The sequence below is a fragment of the Pseudarthrobacter sp. NPDC059871 genome (assembly GCF_042731175.1).
Classification (GTDB): Bacteria; Actinomycetota; Actinomycetes; order Actinomycetales; family Micrococcaceae; genus Arthrobacter.
In genome coordinates this window covers 213,529-238,552 of record NZ_JBHWJV010000003.1, presented here as the reverse complement: position 1 = coordinate 238,552, position 25,024 = coordinate 213,529, and the positions used below count along the sequence as shown (strand labels likewise).

Here is a 25,024-nt window from a genome sequence, read left to right as displayed (position 1 = left end):
GGGCCCCGTACCGGCCCGGGCATCGGGCCGGTTCCCCCTACCGGCCGGTGTCCCGCCGGGGAACAGCGCCACCATCCGTTAGGGGCATTAGGGGTTTACTCCTGCGGGGGAATTTCGGCGGCCAGGGCGAGCCGCAACCGGGCCAGGAGGTCCGAACGGTTCTCCGCCCCCAGCCGGCGCCGCATCCTGGCAATGTGGTGCTCGGCCGTGCGCGGAGAAATGTAGATGGCCTCGCCGATCTCGCGGTAGGTCTTGCCCTCGAGGACCAGCCGTGCCACCTCTTTTTCCCGCTCGCTCAGGCCCGAGCCGTCCGGGTGCATGCCGTTGCCGGTCTCCGCCGTGGCCGCAGCCCGCGGTTCGCCCGTTCCGGAGCTCCCGTTGCCGGTTGCGTTTCCCTGCGGGTGGAGGTCCCTGGCACAGGACAGCAGGCGCACCATGTCCTTGCGTTCCCCAGCGCGCGCTGCCGCGTGTCCGGCGAGCCGGGCACCCTCCCAGGGCATGCCCATCCGGCCCAGTCCCCGTGCGGCCGCTTCCACATCGGCGGGCTGGAAAGCGCCGGCAAGGACGGAAACCCAGGCCTTGCCGGCACCGGCCAGTACGGCGGCAAGGTGGCTGTTTTTGGCAGCCCGGGCCAGGGCTGTGGCATGCGGCGCCAGCGCGGCGGGGTTTTCGCTTAGGAGTGCTGCCTGCACTGCGGCCCAGTGGAACGGCACGGCCCACAGCGGCGGGCTTCCCAGCCGTTCGAGCAACTGGTTGGCCTCCTCGAAGTAGTGGGCAATCCGCCTCGTCTCCCGGAGACGGGCGGCGGTGATCACCAGTTCACCCCACGGCAGCAGGCTGTAGAGGTCAACCGAGATGTGCAGCATCGCCTCACGGGCACGTTCCCACGCCAGCACCAGCTCGGCGATTTCGCCGTTGCGCCTGGCCAGTCCCACCTCCAGGGCGGCGCGCAGGAATTCATCGCGCGGAACGAGGGGCCAATGGTTGGCCTTGGACGCTTCATTGATGGAGAGCCGCGCGTCCTCGAGTTTGTCCTGCTGCATGGCAGTCCACGCCTGGAGCAGGAAAAGCCTCGGTTTCGCCGCGTTACCGCCCTGGCCCGCAGCGGCGGCTGCCCGGCACACGGTCTCCGCCAGGTAGGGTTCCCCGCTGTGGAGCGCCAGGAGTGCGGCGAGGGCGGCGGGAGTGTCCGGGAGCGGCAGGGCAGAGCCGGCCGCGTTCAGCATGTCTGAGGCGTGGATCAGGATGGGAAGGGCCTGCTGCGGATCCTCGGCGAGGGATTCCAGGATCCCCTTGCCCGTTCCGGCCAGCGCGGCAGCCAGCAGCGTGGGCGATTCCGGTGGAGCGTCGGCACGGAACAGCGCATCCGCTCCGGAACGGTTCCCGCAACCCACCATCGCGACGGCGGCGAGCGGCGCCGAGGACCCCAACCGGTGGGCACCCAGCCAGCTGTAGGCGTCGGCACTGCGCGCCAGCATTCCCCTGTGCGCCCAGACTGCTGCGGCCACGTCCACACCACGGCGGACGTCAGGCGGATCGACGCTCACCAGGAGGGTGTCGATGATCCGGGTGGCTGAGTCCAGGTCGCCGTTGGCGGCAGCCGCCTGGGCACGGCGCGCTGCGGTGCCGGTTTCGTCCGCCCCGGCCAGCAGGGCTTCCTCGTAGAGGCGGCACGCCAGGGCCGGATCGTGTTCGAGGGCCTTGTCCGCGGTATGTTCAAGTTCCGCGGCCACGCGCTGGTCCGCCAGTCCGCCGCGGGCAAGCTCCCGGGCGAAGTCGCCCATCGGTTGGCCGTCCGTGGCGTAGAGGGTGACCAGCTCACGCTGAAGTGCGTGGACCTTGGACGTGGGCGCTGCCGTCAGCAAGGCGTTGCGGGCGGGCCCCACGACTGTTCCGTCCGTGAGTAATCCTGCCTGCTCCGCCTGGCCGATCAGCACATCCAGGCTTTCCACCTCGCCGGCGTCGATCCTGCGCTCCAGGTCCGCAGGCAGCGGCCCGGGAAGGACGAACCCCACGGACAAGGCAAGGAGCAGTTCCCGGACAGCGGCATTTTCACCTTTGAGCTGCATTGACATGGCCTCGGCAGCGTGGGGCGGGGGTTCGCTGTGATTCATTCCTGAATGGTTGAGCCGGGAGCCCAGGAGTTCTGCCGCATCCTGGGGCCGCGGCTGGAAGCTGGCCACCCTAGGCCGCCGGTTCCGTGGTGGGAGCGTCGGAGCCGGCTGCCGGGACTGGGGTGGGGTCCGGGACCGGTGTTGGGTCCGGAGCTGGCGTGGGGTCCGGCGCTGGAGCGCTGCTCGGTGCCGGTGTTTCGGGAACCGGCGGATTCGTGGTCGGATCCGGAACCGGCGGATTCGTGGTCGGGTCCGGAACCGGCGGGTTGGTGGTCGGATCCGGAGCCGGCGGGTTGGTGGTCGGGTCAGGTACGGGCACCACGGTGGCGGGGTCGGTGGGAACAGGTGCCGGCGTACCCGGGGCCGGATCCACCGTCCCCGCTCCGGTGGTGGGCGTCACGGCAGGAACAGCCCCGGTTCCGGATCCGGCGCCTCCTCCGGCGGTCCCGGGAACGGTGCCTGTTCCCGCAGCCGGAGCAGGTCCGCCCGCTGCAGGAGCAGGCGAGCCGTCCGGAGCCTTGGTAGCCGCTGCGGAGGGTTTGCTGGTTGGCGAGGCCTCGACGTTCAGCCCGGGACCGGCGTCGGACTTCTTTTTCTGCACGCCGGCGTCGATGCCTGCCAGCGGCTGGGCGTCACCGGCAGCGCCCGCGGCTGCGGCACCTCCGCCACCGGTCACCGATCCGGTCCCGCCCGCCTGGGCTGGAGGACCGCTGTCGGCGCCGGCTTGGGGAACGAACACCGAGGTGAGGTCGCTCAGGCCGCCCGGGCTCTGGGCAGCGGTGGCGGACAGCACGGTGAACAGGGCGGCCGCAGCTGCGATGGCGGTGAGCCGCACCGTCGGCTTCGGCGCGTGCGCCCCGCCGTGGCTGTGGCCCGGGCCGTGACCCAGCGCTGCAAAGGCGCCGGACGCCGTCGTACCCTTCCGGGACCAGCTGGCCATCCGCGCGGGAATGTGTCCGCCGGTGTCGAGCGGCTCTTCGCCGGACGCCGGTGCCGGCAGCTGCGGGGCCTCCGACAAAGCGGCACGCCCGGCGGCCGCACGGGAAAGCACGGCGGATACCGCCGCGCCGAGGCAGATGGACGATTTGGGATCGGCGTCCACGGCGATGGGGCGGTCCAGCTGCTCTGAGATCAGCTCCGCCACGAGGGGTATCCGTGATGACCCGCCGATCAGCAGGACGGCAGTGAGGTCAGCCGGAGCCAGCTTGAGCTGCGCGAGCGATTCCTCCAGCGCATCCACTGTTTCCCGGACGGGTTCCTCGATCAGGGCTTCGAACTCGGACCGGACCAGGCGTATCTGTTGCTGGTAGCCCGGCAGCAGTACCGGAATGGTGGTCTCGCTGTCCGATGACAGTGCTTCCTTGGCCTCCACGCATTCGCGCCGCAGCCTGGACAGGGCGGCCAGGACATCGGGGTCCGCAGGGTCAAGGTCCGCCAGGGCTCCCCCGGTGTGTTCGGCGACGTAGCGGAACACGGCGGCGTCGAAGTCCGCTCCGCCGAGGTGGTCAATGCCCTCCGGGCGCCCCACCGCTTCAAACCGGTCATCGCCCGCCTTCGTCAGAACGGCGGTATCGAACGTGCCGCCGCCGAGGTCGTAGACGGCGACGGTGCTGCCTTCCTCAACCCGCACCTGCGACGCGTAGTGCAGTGCCGCGGCTTCCGGTTCGGCCAGGAGCGTCACGTCATGCAGGCCCTTGGCCGCCAGCGCTTCACGGACCGCGGAGGTGCGGTGGCTGCCCCACGCTGCCGGGTGGGTGAGGATGATGTCCGACGGCGCTGCCCCCTCGCGCTCGGCCGCCCGGTCCGCCACCCAGCGGGCAACGGTGGCGAAGACCTCTTCGGGGCGGACGGACAGGGTGCCCAGGGCAATGGGCACGGCATCGCCGATGCGGCGCTTGAACTCCCGCACAACGCGTTCCGGGGTTGCGAGCCCGCGGCGTTCTGCCGCCTCCCCCACCAGGACGGGACCCTGTTCGGGGTAGTAGACCACGGAGGGCACTGCGGTGCCCCGAAGGCCCAGCGGCAGGCACTCCGGAACGGGTGGAACTCCCTGGTTGAAACGGACAACCGCGGCTGCGGTGAAACTGGTCCCGACGTCTACGGCGAGAACGTAGGTCATTGCTACCTCGGACAACTGGTGTTTCGCCAGCAAGCTTCATCACAGGCGAACGTCACCAACGTAGCATCACCAACAGGACCCGGAACAGCCCTGTTGGTACATCGAATGGCTATTTACCGGGGCTGCCTCCGGAGTTTTAGCAGTGCCCCGCACAAAAGCCCTGTTCAGGGCCGTAGGAGCCCGGCAGGGCTCCCATGGGTGTCAGAGGCCCGAGTAGGAGTGCAGGCCGTTGAAGAACTGGTTCACGATGGTGAAGTTGAAGACCACGCACAGGTAGCCCACGATCGACAGCCAGGCCGCCCGGGTTCCGGTCCAGCCCCTGGTGGCGCGGGCGTGCAGGTAGCCGGCGTACACCACCCAGATCACGAAGGTCCAGACTTCCTTGGTGTCCCAGCCCCAGAACCGGCCCCACGCCTTCTCGGCCCAGATGGCACCGAACATGAGCGTGAAGGTCCAGCCGATGAAGGCGATGGCGTTGATCCGGTAGGACAGGTTTTCCAGGCTCAGGGCTGACGGGACCAGGCGCATGAAGCCCAGCTTGTCCTCGCCGCCGGCGGCCACGGTCTTCTGCCGGTGAGACTGGACCAGCTGCAGCGCCGACATGGCGAAGGTGAGGGTGAACAGGGCCGAGGACAGCACTGCGATGGAGACGTGGATGATCAGCCAGTAGCTCTGCAGTGCGGGGACCAGGTGGCCCACCGGGGTCCAGTACGCCACCGAAGCGGCCACCAGCATGATGATGGCCAGGCCCACCACGAAGGTGCCCAGGAAGCGGAGGTCGCGGCGGATCAGGACCAGCAGGAACACGGCAACGGCAACAAAGGCACCCGTGGTGAGGAATTCGTACATGTTGCCCCACGGCACGCGGCCGGCTCCGAGCGCCCGGGTGACCACGCCGGCGCCGTGGATCACGGCGCCCAGGACGGTGAGGGCCACAGCAACGCGGGCGGGGGCGCGCCGCGCGGCGGAGTATTTCATGTCGGCGCCGGCGGTGATAATCCCGCCGCCCGCCGGGGTGCCTGAGGCCGCGGACGACGACGGACGCTCGGCCCGGCCGGCCGGCCCGCCGACGCTGGATTCGGCGCGGTTGCCCGCACCCACTGCGGCGGGAACCTTGGCCGGTTCAACGGCCTGTGCGGCCCTGAGGTCGATGGCCTGGAGTGCGCGGCTGCTCTTGGCCAGGTCCCAGGCGAAGGCAATAAAGGCTACGGTGTACGTGCCCGCCGCCAGCAGCATGAAGAGCTCGCTGTACTGGCCCATGGTTTCGTTGATTCCAAACGGCATTACTGGTCCTTTTCGGGCCCTGCGGGGCTAGCTGGGGTGGGGGTGCCTGCGCCATTATCGCCGAGGCTGCTGGGAGTTTGCTGGGACTGCGTGGAATCTTCCTGCCGCTGGCTGTCCTGCTGCGGATCGGCTGCCAGGCCCCATTCCTGGGCCAGCAGGGTGCGTATCGCGGCAGCTTCCCCGGCCAGGCGGTGGTCCTCGCCGCGGGCCAGGAGGCCGTACTCCACCATGGTCCGGCCGTCGTCGTGCGTGCCGGTGCGGACCCAGGCGCGGCGGCGGTTGACGTACAGGGACAGGATCAGGCCGGCCACCGCCAGGAGTGCGAAGATCAGGGCGTACAGCTGGCCGGGGTTGTGGTGGATGTCCACACCGACGTAGCGCTTGACGCCGTCGAAGCTGATGGAGCCCTTGCCGTCCGGCAGCGTGTAGGTGGAGCCGGGTGACAGGGTGATGCCGCCGGCGTCGAGGTTGCGGGCGTTCAGCGGAGTGAGGTCCTTGACGTCGATCTCGAAGACGTTCTGCGGCGAGCCGGTATCCAGTCCAAGGTCGCCGTAGTAGGAGTTCAGTGACAGCTGCGGGTTGAAGAGATCAGGATCACCGCTGAAGGACACGCCCTGCTCCGTAACGAAGGCCGTCGGCAGGAAGAAGCCCTGGAATCCGAGCTGGTCCGGCTTGGCGTCGGGGACCTTGATGACCACCGAGGAGTAGTAGTTGTCACCCTGCAGCTTGGCCACCACCGGGCCCTGCATGGCCACGTTGCCGTCGCCGTCGCGGATGGTCACCACCGGGGCGTAGCCGTTGCCGGTCAGGTAGATGCTGGTGCCGCCCAGGGTGATGGGGTCGTTGACCTTCAGCGTCTCCTTCTTGGCGGGCGCGTCAGGGTTTTCCTTAGTGGTGACGGCTGCCGAGAAGTCGATGGGCTGGCCGATCTTGCCCTGCGATTCACGGTCAAAAGTGATGTCGAACTTGTCCAGCTGCACCGAGTAGGGCTGCAGCTGGCTGGACTGGAAGTTGGTGCCCGGCGTGAACTGGTCATAGCCCACCAGGGTGTTCACGAAGGTGTCGCCCTCCACCAGGATCCGCTGGCCGCTGTAGCCGAAGAGGCCGCCGATGGCCACGGACACCAGGACTCCGATCAGGGAGGTGTGGAAAATCAGGTTCCCCACTTCCTTGGAGAGGCCGCGTTCTGCGCCCAAAGACGGCCGCGCGCCGTCGTCGTCCCTCACCTCAACGCGGTAGCCGCGCTTCCGAAGCAGCCCCGCGGCGCCGTGGATGGCGTCCGACGCCGGGATCCCGGCGTCGGCGGGAATGACCAGCGTGCCGTATTCGGGGAGGCGGGAGAGCCGCTTGGGCGTCCGCGGCGGCTGGGAGCGCATGGCCTTGTAGTGGGCGATGGCGCGGGGCACCACGCAGCCGATCAGGGAGATGAACAGCAGCAGGTAAATGGCGGAGAACCACACCGAGGAGTAGACGTCGTAGAGCTGCAGGCTGTCCAGCAGCTTGCCGTAGTCCGGGTGGTCCTTGATGTACTGCGTGACAACGGAGGGGTTGGCCGGCCGCTGCGGAAACAGCGATCCCGGAACCGCGGCCACGGCCAGGAGCAGCAGCAGGAACAGCGCGGTGCGCATGCTGGTCAGCTGGGTCCAGGCGAACCGCAGCATCTCCTTGGCGCCCAACGCGGGCAGCGCGGCGTCGGCCTTTGCCGCTGACACCTTGTCCGCGTCCGGGGCGGGGGACTTCTTCTTTACGTTCACACGCTCGCTCATCAGATCGGCAACTTCACATCGGTTTGGAACCAGTACTGCAGCTCGGTCACCCAGGTCCCCCAGACGCCGGTGGCCATCAGCACACCCAACACCACCAGGATGCCTCCGCCGGTCCGCTGGATGGCGAGCCGGTGCTTGCGGAAAAATGCCATGACACCCATGCCGCGGCGCACGGCAAGCGCGATCAGCAGGAACGGGATGCCCAGACCAAGGCTGTAGACGAACGCCAGGAAGGCGCCCTTCGCTGCTGACGAGCCGCCGGAAAGGCTGAGCAGCTGGACAGCGGAGTAGGTGGGTCCGATGCACGGTGCCCAGCCCAGGCCGAAGGTCAGGCCCAGCAGCGGCGCACCCCACAGGCCGGCGGGCGGCTTGGCGTGGATCTTGGCGTCACGCTGCAGCCAGCCCAGGCCACCCATGAAGACCACTCCCATGATGATGACCAGCACGCCGAGCACCTGGGTGATCCAGGCGTTCTGGGAGCCGGTGATCAGGGTGCCCAGCTGCCCGAAGGCCCCGCCCAGCAGGACGAAGATCACGGAGAAACCCAGCACGAACAGCCCGATGCCCAGGAACATCCGGCCCCGCCGCTGCTTCTGCAGGTCCACGCCGCTGAGCCCGGTGACGTAGCCCAGGTAACCCGGGACGAGGGGCAGGACGCAGGGAGAGAGGAAGGAGACCAGGCCGGCCAGCAGCGCCACGGGGATGGCGAGCAGGATCGATCCGTTCAGGATGGTTTCGGCGAAGGGGCTGTTCACGGGAACGCGCCGCCGCTACTCAGCCACGGCGGCGGTGATCAGGGCTTTCAGGGTGCCCTTCTGGATTTCCCCGAGGACCCGGGAAGCCACGCGGCCCTGCTTATCCAGGACCAGGGTGGTGGGTACCGCGCCCGGAGGAACCAGCCCGGATACGGACAGCAGCACGCCGCCGTCCTTGTCGTCGAAGCTGGGGTAGGTGAGGTTGAACGTCTTGTCGAACGCTTCCGCGGTTGCCTTCTCGTCGCGGAGGTTGACGCCGTAGAACTGCACGCCCTGGTCCTTGAACTCCTGGTGGAGCTCCTCGAGGATGGGGGCTTCCACCCGGCACGGGGCGCACGCGGCGAACCAGAAGTTCAGGATGGTCACCTTGCCCTGGAAGTCTGCCGGGGTCACCGTGGTGCCGTTGAAGAGGGTGCCGTTGACCTGGATGGCGTCCTTACGGTCCGCGGCGGCGAACTCGGTGACGGACCCGTCGCCGGCCACATAGTTCTTGTTGTCTCCGGCCCTGGCCTGCTTCGCCAGGGCGTCTTCCTGGGCGCAGCCCGAAAGGCCCATGGTGAGCGCGGTCAGGGCGAGGCCGCCGGCAGCCAGCACGCTGCGGCGCGAGGTCAGGTTGTTGTGGGTCACTGCTTAGGCTCCAGGGGTGCTGGCGGCACCGGGAAGAAGGGACGCCGCCGGTTCGCTGTACTGGACGCGCAGGAGGCTGCCGTCGTCGTTGAACACCAGGGACGTGATGGAGGTGAGGGTGCATTCGCGTTTCCGCGGGTCATGCCAGAGTGGTTTGCCCTCCGCGCTGAGGCGGGTGGCCCAGATGGGGAGCTGGTGGCTGACCATGATGGCTTCGGGGCCGTTGGTGCCGTAGTCGCTGCCGGCGAAATCTATGGCGCGCAGGCGTGCATCCTGGACCGCTTCCATGACACGGGCCGCCTGCTGCTTGTACGGCTCGCCCCAGGACGGCCGCAGCGGGTTGACCAGCCGCGGCCAGTGCTTCGGCCGGCGGAGTTCGGCCTTGGTGACCTTCATGCCCTCGAAGTAGTTTTCGGCTTCGATGATGCGTGCGTCGGTGTGGATCTGCAGGCGCAGTGCTTCCGCCGTGGGGGCCGCCGTTTCCTGGGCCCGGTCCAGCGGAGAGGCAGCAAGATAGGTGATCCTGGCGCCGGCTTCCACCCGTTCCCGGAAGTGCCCGGCAAGCATGCGGGCCATCTCCCGCCCCAGTTCGGAGAGGTGGAATTCGGGCAGCCGTCCGTACAGAACGCCGTCGGGATTATGGACCTCGCCGTGGCGGAGCAGATGGACAGTGGCTTGGGGCATGTTTACCAGTTTCTCAAAGATGGCCTGCGATCCGAAATCTTCTACAAAGAGTAGAACTGAAGTTTTTGAAGAAATGTTCCGAAGGCGGGAACAAAAGATGCAAATGCATGTTTATACTGGATGCAGCAAGTTAGTTGAGACTTCAACCGATGAAGCTTCAACAGCAGAACCCCGCAGGCACGCAGACACAAGGAGCATCACCATGGCACTTCCCGCAGACGTCACCACCGGCACCTGGACCCTCGACAACTCCCACAGCGAAATCGGCTTCACCGTCCGGCACGCCGGCATCAGCAAGGTGCGCGGGCAGTTCACCGACGCCACCGCCACGCTCGAGCTCGCCGAGGATGTAGCCCAGTCCAAGATCGCCGCCACCATCAACACCGCCAGCTTCGACTCCGGCGACGCCAACCGCGACGGCCACGTCAAGGGCGAGGACTTCTTCGACGTGGAGAAGTTCCCGGAGATGTCCTTCGTGTCCAACGGCCTGGTGGCCAAGGGCAACAGCTACGAACTGACCGGCGACCTCACCATCAAGGGCGTCACCCGTCCCGTCACCCTCGAAACCGAATTCAACGGCGTGGCCGTTGACCCCTTCGGCAACACCCGCGCCGGCGTCTCTGCAGAGACCACCATCAGCCGCAAGGACTTCGGCCTGACCTGGAACGCCGTCCTGGAGACCGGTGGCGTGCTGGTCAGCGACAAGGTTGCCATCAACCTGGAACTGGCGTTCATCGCCCCCGCCGCATAAGCAGCGGATCCTTCGGGTGAAACCCCGGCGCCGCCCTCAGGGCGGGCCGGGGTTTCCCGTTTAAGCAGCCTCCCTCACGCGGCGCCCGGCCCGGCACATGCGGCGCGGGAGCGCGAGGCCGGGCCACGTACGACGACGGCGCTACAGTGAACGCCATGAGCAACTCCCCCAGCGCTCCCCGCAGCGGGGCTGCCGCGATGTTTTCCCTCGCCGGGCTGCCCCTTGAACTGAAAGTCTCCTTCTGGATCTGGTTTGTGGGCGGTGTCCTGTCCATGCTGGGCGGCCTGCTGGGCATGCTGGCTTCGCTGGTCCTGTTCGCCGCCGCACCGGCGGCCGCCATGGGCGTGGTGGTGCTGATGCTGCTGGCCGCCTCGGTGGGGGCGGCCCAGATGGTGTTCGCGCTCAAGATGAAGGCAGGGCGGTCCTGGGCGCGGGTGGCCCTCACTGTGCTGGCGGCCATCACCCTTGGCCTCGCGGTGGTGAACGGCTCCGCCGGCACCGGCCAGGCCGGGAACTGGGTGGCGTTCGTGGTGGCGCTGGCTGCCACCGTCCTGATGTGGTTGCCCGGGGCGCAGGCCTGGTTCCGCGGAAGTCCGCGCCGGAATACCTCTTCCGAATGATCCCCAAGGGCGGCGGCCGGGGGTACGGTGGTCTTAAGTCATGCTGGGGGTAGGGGCACTGGACCGATCCTCGGCAACCCACCTGTAACCCGACATGAATAGAGGACCGCTCATGAGCACTCCCCCTGTCCCGCCGCCGGGATCCAACGATCCCCACTCCGGCAGTTCAAACACCGGCAACCCGGACACCAACGGCGATGCCGGCAACCAGCCGCCGCGCTTTGGCGAAAACGCCCCGCAGTATGGCCAGAATGCGCCGCAGCAGGGCCAGGGCCAGCCGCAGTACGGGCAGAACGCGCCCCAGTACGGGCAGAACGCACCCCAGCAGGGCCAGCAGTTCGGTTCACAGCCGCCGGCCACTCCGCAATACGGCCAGAACGCACCGCAGTACGGGCAGAACGCGCCGCAACAGGGCCAACAGTACGGCCAGGGCTACGGGCAGCAGTTCGGCCAGAACCCTCCAGGTAACGGACAGCAGTTCGGCCAGTCGCCGTACGGACAGTCCCCCTACCCGTCCGAGCAGCCGCAGGCAGCCGGCAGCAACGGCGTTCCCCAGCTGGTCAACATCTCCTTCTGGCTCCTGCTCGCGGCGGCAGCCATTTTCGTGATCTCCATGCTGACGGGCCTCGGCCAGCTGAACGACCCCGCATTCCGCCAAACGTTCGAAGACCAGATGGAGTCGAGCGGCGCCGCGGGCGTGACGTACGACGACGTCCAGGGCTTCATTGGCGGAACCCTTGTGGTGTTCGCCATCCTCGGCGCCGGCCTGTACTTCCTGGTGGCTTTCTTTGTCCGCAAGGGCAAGAACTGGGCACGCATCCTGGGAACGGTCTTCGCGGGCCTGTCGGTCTTCGGGCTGTTCGGCATCCCCACGTTCGGCACCCTGGGCACCGTCCTGGGCATCGCGGCCATCGTACTGCTGTACCTGCCGGCCTCTGCCCCGTATTTCCGGAAGCAGCAGCCCTTCGCCAACCCTTATGGTGGCGGCTTCAGCGGCCCGTACGGCCGCTGACCCTTTAGTTCCACTCCCGCGGGCGCGGGTTCCGGACCTGCCGTTTTCTAGGCAGTCTGCTCCGGGGCCTGCGCCCGTTGTGCGTGGTAGGCAAGGATCTGCAGTTCGGTGGCCATATCCACCTTGCGCAGGTTGACCCCCTCGGGCACCTGCAGCATCACCGGGGCGAAGCTCAGGACACTCCGCACGCCGGCCGCCACCACGCGGTCGCAGACACCCTGGGCTACGGATGCCGGCAGCGCCAGCACCACCATATTGGCTCCGGTCCGGTGCAGTACCGCCTCCAGGTCCGCGACATCGCTGACCCGCAGCCATCCCACTTCGTTTCCCACCACCATCTGGTCGGCGTCGAAGATGGCCACCACGTCGAATCCCCTGGACTCGAAGCCGCCATACCGGGCCAGGGCCTTGCCCAGGTTGCCGGCGCCCACAATGGCCACCTTCCAGTCGTGCGTCAGGCCGAGTGCGGCAGCGATGTGGCGGCTCAGGTACTGGACTTCGTAGCCCACACCGCGGGTGCCGTAGGAGCCTACGTGGGAGAGGTCCTTGCGAAGGGTGGAAGAGCTCACTCCGGAGGCTTCAGCCAAAGATTCGGAGGACACCCGCTCAATCCCGTCGGCCAGCAGGGTGTTGAGGGCGCGGAGATAGATCGTCAGCCGTGCCACCGCTGCGGGCGGAATCTGCTTGGCTGGCGTACCCGTGGCGTCCGGCAGGTCCGGGACAGCCTGGGGAGTTGAGTCCAGCGAAGTCACCAGCCCCTCCCTTGCATCGCGTTGTGCCTCCACTCTAGAGCCCCTTCGCCGGTGCCAACAAAGCAGGTACCGTCACGTCGGACCGTTCCCCTACTGCGCCATGGCCCGCTGCAGGACGCGTTCCAGCCGGGCTTCGTCGATCTTCCAGAAGTCGCGCTGCACACCGTCCACGAGGACCACGGGGATTTCCTCTGCATAGCGTTCTCGCAGTTCCGGCTGGTTGTCCACCAACTCTTCGCTCCACGTAAGGCCCAGTGCGGCAGTGACCCGGCCGACGGCGTCGCGCGCGTCCTCGCACAGGTGGCAGTTCGCTTTGGTGACCAGGACAACATGGGGTGTGGGCATGCTTTAACGGTAGCGCCGTTGAAGCGCGCCCACACCACGCCCGGCATGCCGACCGCGGCCGCCCGGTGGATTGACTAGACTCAAGTCCATGCCCGAGGAGAAATACGTCGCCGTTGTGACCCGGCCGGTCGCTGCGCCGCAGCCGGGCGAAGCGGCGTTTTTCGATGTGGACAACACCCTCATGCGCGGCGCCAGCCTGTTCCACGTTGCCAGGAAGATGCACCAGCGCGGGGCGTTCACGCTGGCCGAGGCGGCCGGTTTCGCGTGGAAGCAATTCAAGTTCGTGGCCCGCGGCGAGAATATCGACGACGTCCACGCTGTCCGCGATTCGGCGCTCACCCTCGCGGCGGGCATCGCCGTGGACGACATCAAGGCGCTGGGCGAAGAGGTCTACGACGAGATGATCGCCTCGCGGATCTGGCCCGGGGCCAAGGCACTGGCAGAACAGCACCTCAGGGTGGGCCGCCGCGTCTGGCTGGTCACCGCCACGCCGATTGAAGTTGCCACTGTCATCTCCACCCGGCTGGGCCTGACCGGCGCGCTGGGGACGGTGGGCGAGGTCTCGGACGGGATGTATACCGGCAGGCTGGTGGGAGATATCCTGCACGGCTCTGCCAAAGCGGTGGCGGTTCAAGGCATTGCTGACGAAGAGGACCTGGACCTCAAGCGCTGCTGGGCCTACTCCGACTCCTATAACGACATTCCGCTGCTGTCCCTGGTGGGCCATCCGGTGGCCATCAATCCGGACGCCAAGCTGCGCCGCCACGCGCGCGACAACAACTGGCCGGTGTACGACTTCCGCGCCGGCCGCCGGGCGGCAACGTTCGGCCTCAAGGCCGCGACCATGGGCGGCGCCGTGTACGGCCTCTGGAAGGGCTTCGCGAGGATCCGCGGCCCCCGGGCCTGACCCGGCACTTCTGCGGGCAAAAGAAATGCCCGCCACCTCGGAAGGCGGCGGGCATTTCCACGCTGTTCGAAGTATTTCTACTTCTTATTGCGGCGCTGGTGACGAGTCTTGCGAAGCAGCTTGCGGTGCTTCTTCTTGGCCATACGCTTGCGACGCTTCTTGATAACTGAACCCACGAAAGTTCCTTACAAACTAGATGCAGTACCTGTCTGATGGAAAAGGTCCGCGGACAAAGCTACGAACAGAACAACTGACAGATTCTTACAATGACGTAAAACGTTCCTTAACAGGGTACCGCTTCCGGGGCGCGGCTTCTAACCGCCACCGCACTCAACCGGCACGAATACCGGATTTGCGGCGGGACCGGGTCAGCCGGTGCCTGCGTGCCCGTCCACCACGGCTCCCCTGAGGTACTGGTCCACAGCAGTCTCGGGCACGCGGTAGGAGCGGCCAAAGCGGACTGCCGGCATTTCACCGGAGTGGACCAGGCGGTAGACGGTCATTTTGGAGACGCGCATGACCTCGGCAACTTCTGCCACGGTCAGGAACTTCGCGTTCGAGAAGTTCTGTTCTGCGGACATTTCCCTATTTTCCTTTGCTGACGGATGGACAACATTGACCCCAGGTTCGTACCAAATGCGGTGTTCCGATGCTGAGCCATCCACCAACCACCTATCCAGATACTCTAGATGTTCCTGTGGCAGAAGTGAAAGTAGTAGGGTCCCCCTATTTGCCCGGCGCCCCACCCCTCCCTTGGGCCTCCTCAGCCGCGGCGCTTGCGGGCTGAGGCGGCCAGCTGTTCCAGCACCGACGCCGAGACGTCCCACTCCATGCACGCATCAGTGACGCTCTGCCCGTACACCAGCTCATCCCGGCCCGCAGCGTGCTCCACGACATCCAGGTTCTGGGCGCCTCCCACCAGGAAGCTTTCGAGCATGACGCCGGCGATCGCCTGCGCGGCGGGGCCACCCTCTTCGAGCTGCGCACCGATTTCCAGGGCCACTTCCGCCTGGCGGTGGTGGCTCTTGCCGCTGTTGGCGTGGCTGGCGTCCACGATGAGGCGCGGGTTCAGTCCCTTGCCGGCCAGGGTGGCGGAGGCGGCTTCGACGTCGGCCGTCGAGTAGTTGGGGCCCTTGCGTCCGCCGCGGAGGATGACGTGCGTGTCCGGGTTGCCGGCGGTGGCCACCAGCGCCGCCCGGCCGTCACCGTCGATCCCCAGGAACGCCTGTGCTGCCGCAGCGGCACCGCAGGCGTCGATGGCAACCTGCAGGCCGCCGTCGGTCCCGTTCTTGAAGCCGATGGGCATGGAGAGGCCGGACGCCAGCTGGCGGTGGATCTGGCTCTCCGTGGTGCGGGCCCCAATGGCGCCCCAGGAGATGAGGTCTGCCATGTACTGCGGGCTGATCGGTTCAAGGAACTCGGTGGCGGTGGGCAGGCCCAGGGCGGTGACCTGCTGCAGGAAGTGCCGGGCGGTCCGCAGTCCGGTTACCATGTCGTGGCTGCCGTCCAGCCGCGGATCGTTGATCAGGCCCTTCCAGCCCACGGTGGTGCGGGGCTTCTCGAAGTAGGTCCGCATGACGATCAGCAGGTCTTCCTTGTGCTTCTCGGCCTGGCTGACCAGCCGGCGGGCGTATTCCAGCCCGGCCTTGGGGTCGTGGATGGAGCACGGGCCCACGATCACCAGCAGGCGGTCATCCACGCCGTCCATGATGGCGCGGACTTCATCGCGGCCGCGTTCGACGACGGCCGCTGCCTGCGCGTCGAGGGGCAGGTCCGCTATCAGTTCGGAAGGGGTGGGCAGCGGGGTGAATTCGCTGACGCGCAGGTTCGAGGTGGATTGTGCTGCTGCGGCTGTTGCGGTACTCATGTTCGGGTCCTGTTCCAGATGGGAAGCGGGCCCGGATTTCAGAACCCGCCGGAGAAACGGCGGAGGGCAGAGAAATGATCTCTGCCCTGTTGGCTCTGAAGGAAAGTTGGATGCGTGTCAGTTAGACGCGGGCCCCTCCAGAGCCAACGAAAAATACGCATACCAACGGTTAGTCATGGAAAGACCATAGGCTCGCGCCGGCCGAACCGCCAAATCAGTCCCGTCATATGGAGTCCCGGGCTTGCCTGGGACTCCTACCCCAACACCTTGCGGAGGTACTGCAGCTGCCTGATCCACTGGTGTTCCTGGCCACCTTCGTGGTTGTTGAACCGGTAGACCTCGATCTCCTTGGCCGCTCCGGTTCCGGAAGAACCGGCGTCCCCGGCGCCGTAGGCGTTGTAGCTGGCGAAGACCGTGGACGGCGGGCAGACGTCATCCATTTGCGCCACGGAGTAGAGCGCCGGCACGGTTGCCCAGCGGGCCAGGTTGACCCCGTCGAAGTACCGCAGGACTTCGAGGATGGCGTCATAGCGGTCGCGGTGGCGGCCAAGGAACTGGGCGATCTCCGGGTAAGGGCCGCGCGGGGCGATGTCGATGGCGCGTGGGAAGTCCTGCAGGAAGGGGACGTCGGGCAGTGCGGCGATGACGCCGTCGAGCCTTCCGGCGGCGAGGCCCGCGGTGGCCACAACGATGCCGCCGCCCTGGCTGACGCCGGCCAGCACCACTTTGGTGGGGTCGACGGCGGGGTGGGACTGCGCAGCTTCCACGGCGCGGAAGGCGTCCACGTAGACGCGCCGGTAGTAGTAGTTTTCCTTGCTTCCGACTCCCCGCGTCATGAGGCCAGCGTGGGCTACGTCCCCAGCGGAGGGGTGCGGGTCCGGCGTATCGCCAAGGAGGCCCCCGTAACCCTGCCCGCGGGTATCCATGATGAAGTGCGCATACCCTGCTTGGGCCCAGCGGGTGTCCTGGTTGACCAGGCCGCGGCCGCCGGAGTAGCCGGCGTACTGGACCACCACGGGCAGGCGTGCACCCGGTTCGCGGTTTGCTGGCAGGTGCAGCCAGCCTTTGATGGGCGCCCCGCCGTACCCGGCAAACGTGGCGTCGAACGTGTCGATGAGGGTGAGGTAGTTCTCGACGGGTTCGAAGGTGGCCTCCAGCGGAAAGGCCCGCGCCTCTTCGATGGTGGTGTCCCAAAACGCCGCAAGGTCGTTGGGCGCTGTCACGTCGGAGGTGTAGCCGCGGAGCTGGGCCAGGGGAAGGTCAAAGAGGGGCATGGCAAGATCCTATGACGCGGGAAGGTTTCCGGACTGCTTGATGATGATGACATCCAGCCGGCGTGGCCCGTGGACACCTTCGACGCGCTCGAGTTCGATGTCCGAAGTAGCGCTGGGGCCGCTGATCATGGTGAGCGGGCGGGTGCCGTCCAGGCGGCGGAGGGCTTCGGGGAGGATCTGGGTGATGTCGCGGCCGTGGACCACGCAGATGTGGTGGTCCGGGATGAGCGAGATGGCGCGGCGGCCCTGGTCGGGGCTGCCGTCCAGGATGATGGTCCCGGATTCGGCGACGGTCACCGCGCTGGAGGTCACGACGGCGTCGGTTGCGTCGAGTTCGGTGACGGACCGCGCGCCGTGCTCGCCGCCGTCGTGCTTCACCCGCGAAGGTTCGGTCTCCAAGGCGAGCCAGGCCGGGTCCAGCCCCGCGGGCACCACGTAGGAGCCCGCCCCGGCGAGGAGGCCCTGGATGGTGGCCGGAACGGCGGCTTCGTCCACCACCGTCACGCCGGCTTTGTAGTCCTCCAGCCGGTCCACCAGCACATCAATGCGTCCCTGCGCGGTGAGGTCTCCCTCCAACCGGTAGGCCCGCGGAATGTCCGGGACAGCGGGGGCGTCCTGCAGCGCGGTGCGGACGGCGGCGAGGATGTGTTCGCGCGTGCTCATGATTCCTTGTGCTCCTTGGCCCACCAGTCACGGAAGGACTGGGACGGGGGCGCGGGGATGTCGCGGCTCTGGGTCCAGCCGGCGGCGATGCCCGGCAGTTTCTTGATCTTCTTGTCCTTGCCGGCGGCGGCGCGGCCCAGGGGCAGGAGCTTTTCGACGGCGCCCAGCCGGCGTCCGTCGGACAGCGCCCAGGAAGCTGCCTTGAGCCCGACGTCCAGCTGGGACGGGAGTCCGCCGCGGTGTGCGTCCACGTCCTTGCCGCGGAGGTGGACCAGGATGTCCGGGATGTTGATCTTGACCGGGCAGGCGTCGTAGCAGGCCCCGCAGAGCGAGGACGCGTACGGCAGCGAACCGTTTTCCTCCGCTTCGACGCCGGTCATCAGCGGCGAGAGGATGGCACCAATGGGGCCCGGGTACGTTGAGCCGTAGGCGTGGCCGCCGGTACGTTCGTAGACGGGGCAGACGTTGATGCAGGCGCTGCAGCGGATGCAGTGCAGGGCCGAACGGCCAATTTCATCGGCCAGGGCGTTGGTCCGTCCGTTGTCCAGCAGGATGACGTGGAAGGTGGAAGGCCCGTCCCCTTCGGTGACCCCGGTCCAGAGGGACGTGTAGGGGTTCATCCGCTCGCCGGTGGAGGACCGCGGAAGGAGCTGCAGGAACACCTCAAGGTCGGAAAAGGTGGGGAGCAGTTTCTCGATGCCCATGACCGTGATGAGGGTTTCGGGCAGCGTGAGGCACATGCGGCCATTGCCTTCGGACTCCACCACACTGAGGGTCCCGGAGTCCGCGATGCCGAAGTTCGCACCGGAGATCGCCACTTTAGCGGTGAGGAACTTGGCGCGCAGGTGGGCGCGGGCGGCCATGGCGAGACGGCGCGGTTCGTCCGTGAGGTCCGGATCGACGCCGGGCATTTCCTTCAGGAAGATATCCCGGACCTCGGTGCGGTTCTTGTGGATCGCCGGGACCAGGATGTGGCTGGGTTTGTCGTGGTCCAGCTGGACGATCAGTTCGGCCAGGTCCGTCTCGTAAGCGGCAATGCCGTGTTCTTCGAGGTATTCGTTCATGCCGATTTCCTGGGTGGCCATCGACTTGACCTTGACTACTTCGTCCACTCCCTCGGCTTTCACCAGGCGATGGATGATGCGGTTGGCCTCATCGGCGTCCCGGGCCCAGTGCACCGTGCCGCCGCGGGCGGTGACGTTGGTTTCGAAGGCTTCCAGGAGTTCGGGCAGGCGCGCCATGACCGAGGTTTTCAGGGCGCGGCCGGCCTCGCGCAGTTCCTCCCAGTCCGGCAGTTCCCCGGTGACGTTGAGGCGCTTGGTGCGGATGGTGGAGGTGGCGTGCTTCAGGTTGCGGCGGAGCTGGCTGTTGCCGAGCTCCCTTCGGGCCGCCGAGGGGAACTTTTCCTCAGCGAAGAGGTTCCCGGAGCCGGGCCGCAGGCCGGGCATTCCCAGTGCGGTGCGGGACATTATTTGACCACCACTTTCACGGTTTGTCCGGCGGGTCCTGGAACGGTGACGGGTTCGGCTTCGGTGCTGGCGAGGATCTCGGCCAGGTGCAGGGTAGCCACGCCTGAGTCCTCCCGGGAGAGGCCGCCGCCGATGTGCATGAGGCAGGAGTAGTCCCCGCCGGCGCACACGGACGCCCCGGTGCTGCGGATGTTCGCCGTCTTGTCCGCCAGCATCGCCGAGGAAACGTCGGCGTTCTTCACGGAGAACGTGCCGCCGAACCCGCAGCACTGGTCCGCCTCGGGCAGGTCCCGCAGCTCCAGGTCCTTCACGCCGCGGAGCAGGCCGGCCTGCCGGTCGCCGAGCTTGAGCAGGCGCATGCCGTGGCAGGAGGGGTGGTAGGTCACCGTATGGGGGAAGTAGGAGCCCAATTGTTCGGCAGGGTTGGTGACACCCAGGACGTCCACCAGCAGTTCGGACAGTTCGTAGGTTTTCTTCCCCACGGCGGTTGCCCGCTCCTCGAGCCCGGCATCCCCGGCCCGGCGGGCCACCATGGGGTGCTGGTGCTTCACCGACGCCACGCAGGACCCGGACGGCGCCACCGCGACGTCGTAGTCCTCCGATTCGAAAGCCCGGACGTGGTTGGCCACCACGGGCACGGCTTCCTTGAAGTAGCCGCTGTTGACGTGCATCTGGCCGCAGCAGGCCTGGCCCTTGGGAAAGACCACCTCGTGGCCGAGCCGTTCCAGGACCGCCACCGTGGCCTGGGCAGCCCGCGGATACATGCCGTCCACGATGCAGGTGGCGAATAGTGCGATTTTCATGGGTTCAATTCTGCGAGGCGGTAACGGGAAGGCCGGCGGGTTCGTAGCGGTGCAGGCTGGCTCCGGCGGCGATGATCCGGCGCAGCTCAGGCAACCCGCCAGACACAACACGGGCCGCACGGGCCTGCACGAGCACGTTGCCCAGGGCCGTGGCTTCTACCGGCCCCGCGACGACCGGGCGCCGGGTGGCATCGGCCGTCAGCTGGCAGAGGAGGGTATTCTGCGAGCCGCCGCCCACCACGTGCACCACGCCCACCGAGCGGTCCGCCAGGCGTTCGGCGTCGGCCAGGGTCCGGGCGTATCCGGCAGCGAGGCTGTCCATGATGCAGCGGGTGATGGCCGCGGGATCGTCCGGCAGCAGCTCGCCGGTGCGCCGGACTGCCGCCCGGATGCGTTCAGGCATGTTGTCCGGAGCGATGAAGTACGGATCATCCGCGTTGATCTGCGGTCCGCCGGCGGGCAGCGCGGCGGCTGCGGCCAGCAGGGCCGTCAGGTCCGGCTGGAAGCCTTCCGATGCCCAGGCGCGCTGGCATTCGCTGAGCAGCCAGAGCCCACCGATGTTGCGGAGGTAGCGGATGGTGCCGTCCACGCCGCGTTCGTTGGTGAAGTTCGCCTCCCGGCTGGCGTCGGTGAGGACCGGGTGAAGCAGCTCCAGGCCCACCAGGGACCAGGTGCCGGAGGAAACGTAGGCGAAGTCCCCGCCGTCGGCGTCCGTAGCAGCCGGGACTGCGGCGACGGCGGACGCGGTGTCGTGCGAGCCCACGGCCACCACGGGGGTGCCGGAGGGTAGGCCCACCTCTTCGGCAATGGCCGGGAGGAGGGTGCCGAACGCCTCGCCTGGCTGGATCAGCGGCGGGAACAGGTCCTTCCGCAGTCCCAGGGCCGGCAGGAATTCCGTGGCCCACTCCCCCGCCACGGCATCGAACAAGCCGGTGGTGGAGGCGTTGGTGGCCTCGGTCCGGCGGGCGCCTGTGAGCAGGAAGGCGATGAGGTCCGGGATCAGGAGGGCCTGCAGCCCGTCGAGGTCTTTCTCGGTGGCCAACTGGTAGATCGTGTTGAACTGCAGGAACTGCAGGCCGGTGGTGGCGTAGAGCCGCTCCGGGTCCAGTTTCCGGTGGACAGGCTCCACGGCGGCCCGGCTGCGGTCATCGCGGTAGCTGAACGGCTGGGCCACGAGGTTCCCGTCAGCGTCCACCAGGCCGTAGTCCACGGCCCAGGTGTCGATGCCGATGCTGGCAATTCTTTCGCCCTGCCCGGCGGCCACCGTGGCGGCCGTGCGGAGGCCTGCGAGCACCTCCGCGAAGAGGGCGTCAAAGTTCCAGCGGAGGCCGCCGTCGATCTCCACCACACCGTTGGGGAAGCGGTGGACGGTTTCCAGCGACACACCGGACTCCGGTGAAACCCGGCCGAGCATGACGCGGCCGGACGAGGCGCCGATATCGATGGCGGCGAACACACCGCAGTGGACATCGTGTGACAACGTGCTCACCGGAGGAATGCTGCGGCCACTCCGGCGTCCACGGGGATGTGCAGGCCGGTGGTGTGGGACAGTTCGTTGCTGGTGAGGACGGCGGCGGCGTTGGCCACGTGCTCGGGCAGGACTTCGCGCTTGAGCAGGGTGCGCTGGGCGTAGTACTCGCCCAGTTTCTCCTCGTCCACGCCGTAGACCGCGGCGCGCTTGGCGCCCCAGCCGCCGGCGAAGATCCCGGAGCCGCGGACCACGCCGTCGGGGTTGATGCCGTTGACGCGGATGCCGTGCTCGCCCAGTTCGGCTGCGAGCAGGCGCACCTGGTGGGCCTGGTCGGCCTTGGTGGCGGAGTAGGCGATGTTGTTGGGGCCCGCGAAGACGGAGTTCTTGGAGGAGATGTAGATGATGTCCCCGCCCAGGCCCTGGGCAATCATCACCTTCGCAGCGGCCTTGGCCACCAGGAAGGAGCCCTTGGCCATCACGTTGTGCTGCAGGTCCCAATCCTTTTCCGTGGTTTCCAGCAGCGGCTTGGAGATGGACAGGCCGGCGTTGTTGACCACCAGGTCCACGCCGCCGAACGCCAGGACTGCGGCGTCGATTGCCGCCGCCACCTGGGCTTCGTTGGTGACATCCGCCTGGACGCCGATCGCGACGTCCGGTCCGCCGAGTTCCTCAGCCACCTTTTCGGCGTTCTCGAGGTTCAGGTCCGCGATGACCACGCAGGCACCTTCCGCGGCGAGGCGGGTGGCGATGGCCTTGCCGATGCCTGACGCCGCACCGGTCACCAGGGCGATGCGGGTGGCATGCGACTTCGGCTTGGGCAGGCGCGCCAGCTTGGCTTCCTCCAGGGCCCAGTACTCGATCCGGAACTTCTCGGACTCCTCAATGGGGGCGTAGGTGGAGATCGCCTCGGCACCGCGCATCACGTTGATCGCGTTGATGTAGAACTCACCGGCCACGCGGGCGGTCTGCTTGTTCGCACCGAAGGAGAACATGCCCACGCCGGGGACCAGCACGATGGCCGGGTCGGCGCCGCGCAGCGCCGGGCTGGTGTCGTCAGCATGGCGGTCGTAGTAAGCCTGGTAGTCCTCGCGGTAGGCCGTGTGGAGCTCCTGCAGCCGGGCCACCGAGTCCTCGATGGAGGCGTCGGAGGGCAGGTCCAGGATCAGCGGCTTGACCTTGGTGCGCAGGAAGTGGTCCGGGCAGGAGGTGCCCAGCGCGCCCAGGCGCGGGTGCTCGGCGGCTTCGAGGAAGTCGAGGACGACGGCGTCATCGCTGAAGTGCCCCAGCTGCGGTTTGTCCGTGGAGGCCAGGCCGCGGATCACCGGTGCCAGGGCGGCGGCCTTCGCGCGGCGCTCTGCCTCGGGCAGGGCTGCGTAGCCCGGGAGCCTGGCGCCCAAGGGTTCGGCCGTGCCGTTCTCGGCGATGTACTGCTCCGCCTGGTCGATGATCCACAGCGAGTTGGCCTCGGCTTCTTCGCTGGTGGCGCCCCAGGCGGTGATGCCGTGGCCGCCGAGGATGGTGCCGATGGCCTGCGGGTTGGCATCCTTGATCGCGGCGATGTCCAGGCCCAGCTGGAAACCGGGGCGGCGCCAGGGAACCCAGACCACCTTGTCACCGAAAATCTTGGTGGTGAGCGCTTCGCCGTCCACGGCCGTGGCGATCGCGATGCCGGAATCCGGGTGCAGGTGGTCCACGTGCGCGGCGTCCACCAGGCCATGCATGGCAGTGTCGATCGACGGCGCAGCGCCGCCCTTGCCGTGCAGGCAGTAATCGAACGCGGCCACCATCTCGTCTTCACGGTCAACGCCCGGGTAGACGTTCTTCAGCGCGTTCAGCCGGTCCAGCCGCAGCACGGCAAGGTTCTGGGCCTTCAGCGTGCCCAGGTCACCGCCGGAACCCTTCACCCACAGGAGTTCGACGTCTTCCCCGGTGACCGGGTCCTTTTCGGTGCCCTTGGCCGAGGTGTTGCCGCCGGCGAAGTTGGTGTTCCGCTTGTCCGCACCCAGGCGGTTGGAACGCGAAATCAGGTCTTCAACAGTCTTGTTGCTCATAGGAATTAAGCGCCCCATCCGGCTTGCTGGCCGCCTGCGCGGTCCTCGTTGATCTGTTTCTGGTAGCCGCTGGCCTTGTAGGCGGCCATCGGGTCCGCGGGCAGGCCGCGGGATTCACGCCACTCGGCGAGGGCGGGGCGGACGTCCGTGTAGAAGGCATCGTTGAAGATGCCGTTGGCGGCCAGGACGTCCCCTGCGCGCTGGGCCTCGGTGAGGGCAGCGGTGTCGATCAGCAGGGCGCGGGCCGTCATTTCCTGGACGTTCAGCACGGACCGGATCTGGCCCGGGATCTTCTCTTCGAGGTTGTGGCACTGGTCCAGCATGAGAGCCACACCGGACTCCTTGCCGAAGCCACCGCCGCGGATCACCTCGTGCATGATGCGGAAGAGCTGGAACGGATCGGCGGCACCCACAATGAGGTCGTCGTCGGCATAGAAGCGCGAGTTGAAGTCGAACGAACCCAGCTTGCCCAGGCGCAGCAGCTGCATCACGATGAATTCGATGTTGGTGCCCGGGGCGTGGTGGCCGGTGTCCAGGCAGACGAACGCCTTCTCGCCCAGCGCCAGGGTCTGGGCGTAGGACGTGCCCCAGTCCGGAACATCGGTGTGATAAAAAGCCGGCTCGAAGAACTTGTACTCCAGGACCAGGCGCTGCTCGTCCCCCAGGGCGGCGTAGATTTCCTGCAGGGACTCGGCCAGCCGGTCCTGGCGGCCGCGGAGATCATCCTGGCCCGGGTAGTTGGTCCCGTCCGCCAGCCAGATCTTCAGGTCGCGGGAGCCCGTAGCGTGCATGATGCCGATGCAGTCCAGGTGGTGCTCGATGGCTCGGCGGCGCACGCCCTCGTTGGAGGACGTCAGGGAGCCGAACTTGTACTCGTCATCCTGGAAGGTATTGGAGTTGATGGTGCCCAGGCCCACGCCCAGGCCGGCGGCGTACTCCTTCAGGGCGGAGTAGTCATCCACCTTGTCCCACGGGATATGCAGCGCCACGGTGGGTGCCAGGCCGGTCAGCTCATGGACTTTGGCGGCGTCGGCCAGCTTTTCCTGGACCGTGCGCGGCGTGCCAGGCGTGCCGAACACCTTGAACCGCGTGCCTGAATTTCCATAGGCCCACGAAGGGACCTCGATGGCAAGCTCTCCGAGCCTGCCCAGCGCCTTTGCTACGTCATTCATGATGGTTCTTTCCGGTGTCTTGTGCTGCTGTGGTCTGTTGGGTTCTGCCCCGCTGCAGGAGCTGGGTTTGGCTGTAGTTACTGGGGTACGGAACTACTGGGTTGTGGAGCCTGCGGCCGCAAGCTGGCCGTCAAGGTTGAACACTTCCTCCAGGACCTGGAATCCCTCGTCGGGTGCCTGGCCGGTGTTCTCGAACAGAGAGGCCATCTCGGCCTGCCAGCGCGCATTGACCTCGGTCAGGGCCATGCGGGCTCGCACGGCATCGAAGTCGTCGCACTCGACGTAGCCCACCAGGAGCCCGTCGTCCGCCAGGAACAGGGAGTAGTTGTTCCAGCCCGCTTCCTTCAAGGCAAGAAGCATCTCCGGCCACACCGCGGCATGGCGCCGCTTGTACTCGTCGATCAGCGCCGGCTGGATCGAGGACCGGAAGCACACCCTCATCTGGAACTCTCCTGAACTCGCGGATATTTGAATCGTTTCATTGGTACGATTCAAAGTACTCTTGAACCTGAGTAGGT

24 protein-coding genes are annotated in these 25,024 nt (G+C 67.2%); 4 read left to right on the top strand and 20 right to left on the bottom strand.

Annotation, left to right across the window (positions count from 1 at the left end; genetic code table 11):
* Positions 1-95: 95 nt before the first annotated feature.
* The 7 genes from ACFV4R_RS06190 to ACFV4R_RS06160 form a co-directional block, all read right to left on the bottom strand.
* Positions 96-2,114 (bottom strand): LuxR C-terminal-related transcriptional regulator, encoded by a 2,019-nt coding sequence (locus tag ACFV4R_RS06190; RefSeq protein WP_377201447.1) that lies wholly within the window; start codon positions 2,112-2,114, stop codon positions 96-98.
* Positions 2,115-2,184: 70 nt separating this feature from the next.
* Positions 2,185-4,233, bottom strand: a complete 2,049-nt coding sequence (locus ACFV4R_RS06185) for an Hsp70 family protein (RefSeq protein WP_377201448.1) — start codon at positions 4,231-4,233, stop codon at positions 2,185-2,187.
* 201 nt (positions 4,234-4,434) lie between these two features.
* Positions 4,435-5,517, bottom strand: coding sequence for a c-type cytochrome biogenesis protein CcsB (ccsB, locus tag ACFV4R_RS06180; RefSeq protein ID WP_377201449.1), 1,083 nt, complete (start codon positions 5,515-5,517; stop codon positions 4,435-4,437).
* Positions 5,517-7,283, bottom strand: coding sequence for a cytochrome c biogenesis protein ResB (locus tag ACFV4R_RS06175; protein ID WP_377201450.1), 1,767 nt, complete (start codon positions 7,281-7,283; stop codon positions 5,517-5,519). The genes ccsB and ACFV4R_RS06175 overlap by 1 nt, the downstream gene beginning before the upstream one ends.
* Positions 7,283-8,038, bottom strand: a complete 756-nt coding sequence (locus ACFV4R_RS06170) for a cytochrome c biogenesis CcdA family protein (RefSeq protein WP_015938247.1) — start codon at positions 8,036-8,038, stop codon at positions 7,283-7,285. The genes ACFV4R_RS06175 and ACFV4R_RS06170 overlap by 1 nt, the downstream gene beginning before the upstream one ends.
* Before the next feature lie 15 nt (positions 8,039-8,053).
* On the bottom strand, positions 8,054-8,632 hold the full coding sequence (locus tag ACFV4R_RS06165; RefSeq protein WP_377201645.1) for a TlpA family protein disulfide reductase: 579 nt from the start codon (positions 8,630-8,632) through the stop codon (positions 8,054-8,056).
* Between the two features lie 36 nt (positions 8,633-8,668).
* Positions 8,669-9,349 (bottom strand): histidine phosphatase family protein, encoded by a 681-nt coding sequence (locus tag ACFV4R_RS06160; RefSeq protein ID WP_377201451.1) that lies wholly within the window; start codon positions 9,347-9,349, stop codon positions 8,669-8,671.
* Between the two features lie 202 nt (positions 9,350-9,551).
* On the opposite strand from ACFV4R_RS06160, the gene ACFV4R_RS06155 reads away from it, so the two are divergent.
* The 3 genes from ACFV4R_RS06155 to ACFV4R_RS06145 all read left to right on the top strand — a co-directional run bounded on the left by ACFV4R_RS06155 (position 9,552) and on the right by ACFV4R_RS06145 (position 11,732).
* Positions 9,552-10,100, top strand: coding sequence for a YceI family protein (locus tag ACFV4R_RS06155; RefSeq protein WP_015938250.1), 549 nt, complete (start codon positions 9,552-9,554; stop codon positions 10,098-10,100).
* Positions 10,101-10,255: 155 nt separating this feature from the next.
* On the top strand, positions 10,256-10,720 hold the full coding sequence (locus ACFV4R_RS06150) for a hypothetical protein (protein WP_377201452.1): 465 nt from the start codon (positions 10,256-10,258) through the stop codon (positions 10,718-10,720).
* 112 nt (positions 10,721-10,832) lie between these two features.
* Positions 10,833-11,732 carry a hypothetical protein gene (locus ACFV4R_RS06145; RefSeq protein ID WP_377201453.1) on the top strand — a complete coding sequence of 300 codons (900 nt, stop codon included), beginning with the start codon at positions 10,833-10,835 and terminating at the stop codon, positions 11,730-11,732.
* A gap of 47 nt (positions 11,733-11,779) precedes the next feature.
* Here ACFV4R_RS06145 and ACFV4R_RS06140 read toward each other — a convergent pair whose 3' ends face one another.
* Together ACFV4R_RS06140 and ACFV4R_RS06135 are read right to left on the bottom strand one after the other, a co-directional pair.
* Positions 11,780-12,484: a redox-sensing transcriptional repressor Rex gene (locus tag ACFV4R_RS06140; protein ID WP_056076263.1), complete on the bottom strand. Its 705-nt coding sequence runs from the start codon at positions 12,482-12,484 to the stop codon at positions 11,780-11,782.
* A gap of 90 nt (positions 12,485-12,574) precedes the next feature.
* A complete protein-coding gene (locus ACFV4R_RS06135) occupies positions 12,575-12,829 on the bottom strand; it encodes a glutaredoxin family protein (RefSeq protein ID WP_015938254.1) in 255 nt (84 codons plus the stop codon).
* A gap of 88 nt (positions 12,830-12,917) precedes the next feature.
* On the opposite strand from ACFV4R_RS06135, the gene ACFV4R_RS06130 reads away from it, so the two are divergent.
* Positions 12,918-13,736 (top strand): HAD family phosphatase, encoded by an 819-nt coding sequence (locus ACFV4R_RS06130; protein WP_015938255.1) that lies wholly within the window; start codon positions 12,918-12,920, stop codon positions 13,734-13,736.
* Positions 13,737-13,813: 77 nt separating this feature from the next.
* On the opposite strand, the gene ACFV4R_RS06125 is transcribed toward ACFV4R_RS06130, so the two are convergent.
* From ACFV4R_RS06125 to ACFV4R_RS06075, 11 genes are all read right to left on the bottom strand, one after another.
* Positions 13,814-13,912 carry a 30S ribosomal protein bS22 gene (locus ACFV4R_RS06125; protein ID WP_003792170.1) on the bottom strand — a complete coding sequence of 33 codons (99 nt, stop codon included), beginning with the start codon at positions 13,910-13,912 and terminating at the stop codon, positions 13,814-13,816.
* Between the two features lie 192 nt (positions 13,913-14,104).
* A complete protein-coding gene (locus ACFV4R_RS06120; RefSeq protein ID WP_377201454.1) occupies positions 14,105-14,317 on the bottom strand; it encodes a helix-turn-helix domain-containing protein in 213 nt (70 codons plus the stop codon).
* Positions 14,318-14,499: 182 nt separating this feature from the next.
* Complete coding sequence (locus ACFV4R_RS06115) at positions 14,500-15,603, bottom strand: 3-deoxy-7-phosphoheptulonate synthase (protein ID WP_015938257.1); 1,104 nt, start codon at positions 15,601-15,603, stop codon at positions 14,500-14,502.
* A 254-nt stretch (positions 15,604-15,857) separates the two neighbouring features.
* Positions 15,858-16,877: an acetylxylan esterase gene (locus ACFV4R_RS06110; protein WP_377201455.1), complete on the bottom strand. Its 1,020-nt coding sequence runs from the start codon at positions 16,875-16,877 to the stop codon at positions 15,858-15,860.
* 9 nt (positions 16,878-16,886) lie between these two features.
* Positions 16,887-17,540 carry a lactate utilization protein C gene (locus tag ACFV4R_RS06105; RefSeq protein WP_377201456.1) on the bottom strand — a complete coding sequence of 218 codons (654 nt, stop codon included), beginning with the start codon at positions 17,538-17,540 and terminating at the stop codon, positions 16,887-16,889.
* Complete coding sequence (locus tag ACFV4R_RS06100; protein WP_377201457.1) at positions 17,537-19,009, bottom strand: LutB/LldF family L-lactate oxidation iron-sulfur protein; 1,473 nt, start codon at positions 19,007-19,009, stop codon at positions 17,537-17,539. Before ACFV4R_RS06100 ends, ACFV4R_RS06105 begins: the two co-directional genes overlap by 4 nt.
* A complete protein-coding gene (locus tag ACFV4R_RS06095; protein WP_377201458.1) occupies positions 19,009-19,812 on the bottom strand; it encodes a (Fe-S)-binding protein in 804 nt (267 codons plus the stop codon). Before ACFV4R_RS06095 ends, ACFV4R_RS06100 begins: the two co-directional genes overlap by 1 nt.
* A 4-nt stretch (positions 19,813-19,816) precedes the next feature.
* Positions 19,817-21,301, bottom strand: a complete 1,485-nt coding sequence (locus tag ACFV4R_RS06090; protein ID WP_377201459.1) for a rhamnulokinase family protein — start codon at positions 21,299-21,301, stop codon at positions 19,817-19,819.
* Entirely contained in the window at positions 21,298-23,334 is a 2,037-nt protein-coding gene (locus ACFV4R_RS06085) for a bifunctional aldolase/short-chain dehydrogenase (RefSeq protein ID WP_377201460.1), read from the bottom strand. Before ACFV4R_RS06085 ends, ACFV4R_RS06090 begins: the two co-directional genes overlap by 4 nt.
* Positions 23,335-23,339: 5 nt before the next feature.
* Positions 23,340-24,506 carry an L-rhamnose isomerase gene (gene rhaI / locus ACFV4R_RS06080; protein WP_377201461.1) on the bottom strand — a complete coding sequence of 389 codons (1,167 nt, stop codon included), beginning with the start codon at positions 24,504-24,506 and terminating at the stop codon, positions 23,340-23,342.
* Positions 24,507-24,599: 93 nt separating this feature from the next.
* Complete coding sequence (locus tag ACFV4R_RS06075; protein ID WP_377201462.1) at positions 24,600-24,947, bottom strand: L-rhamnose mutarotase; 348 nt, start codon at positions 24,945-24,947, stop codon at positions 24,600-24,602.
* Positions 24,948-25,024: the final 77 nt, after the last annotated feature.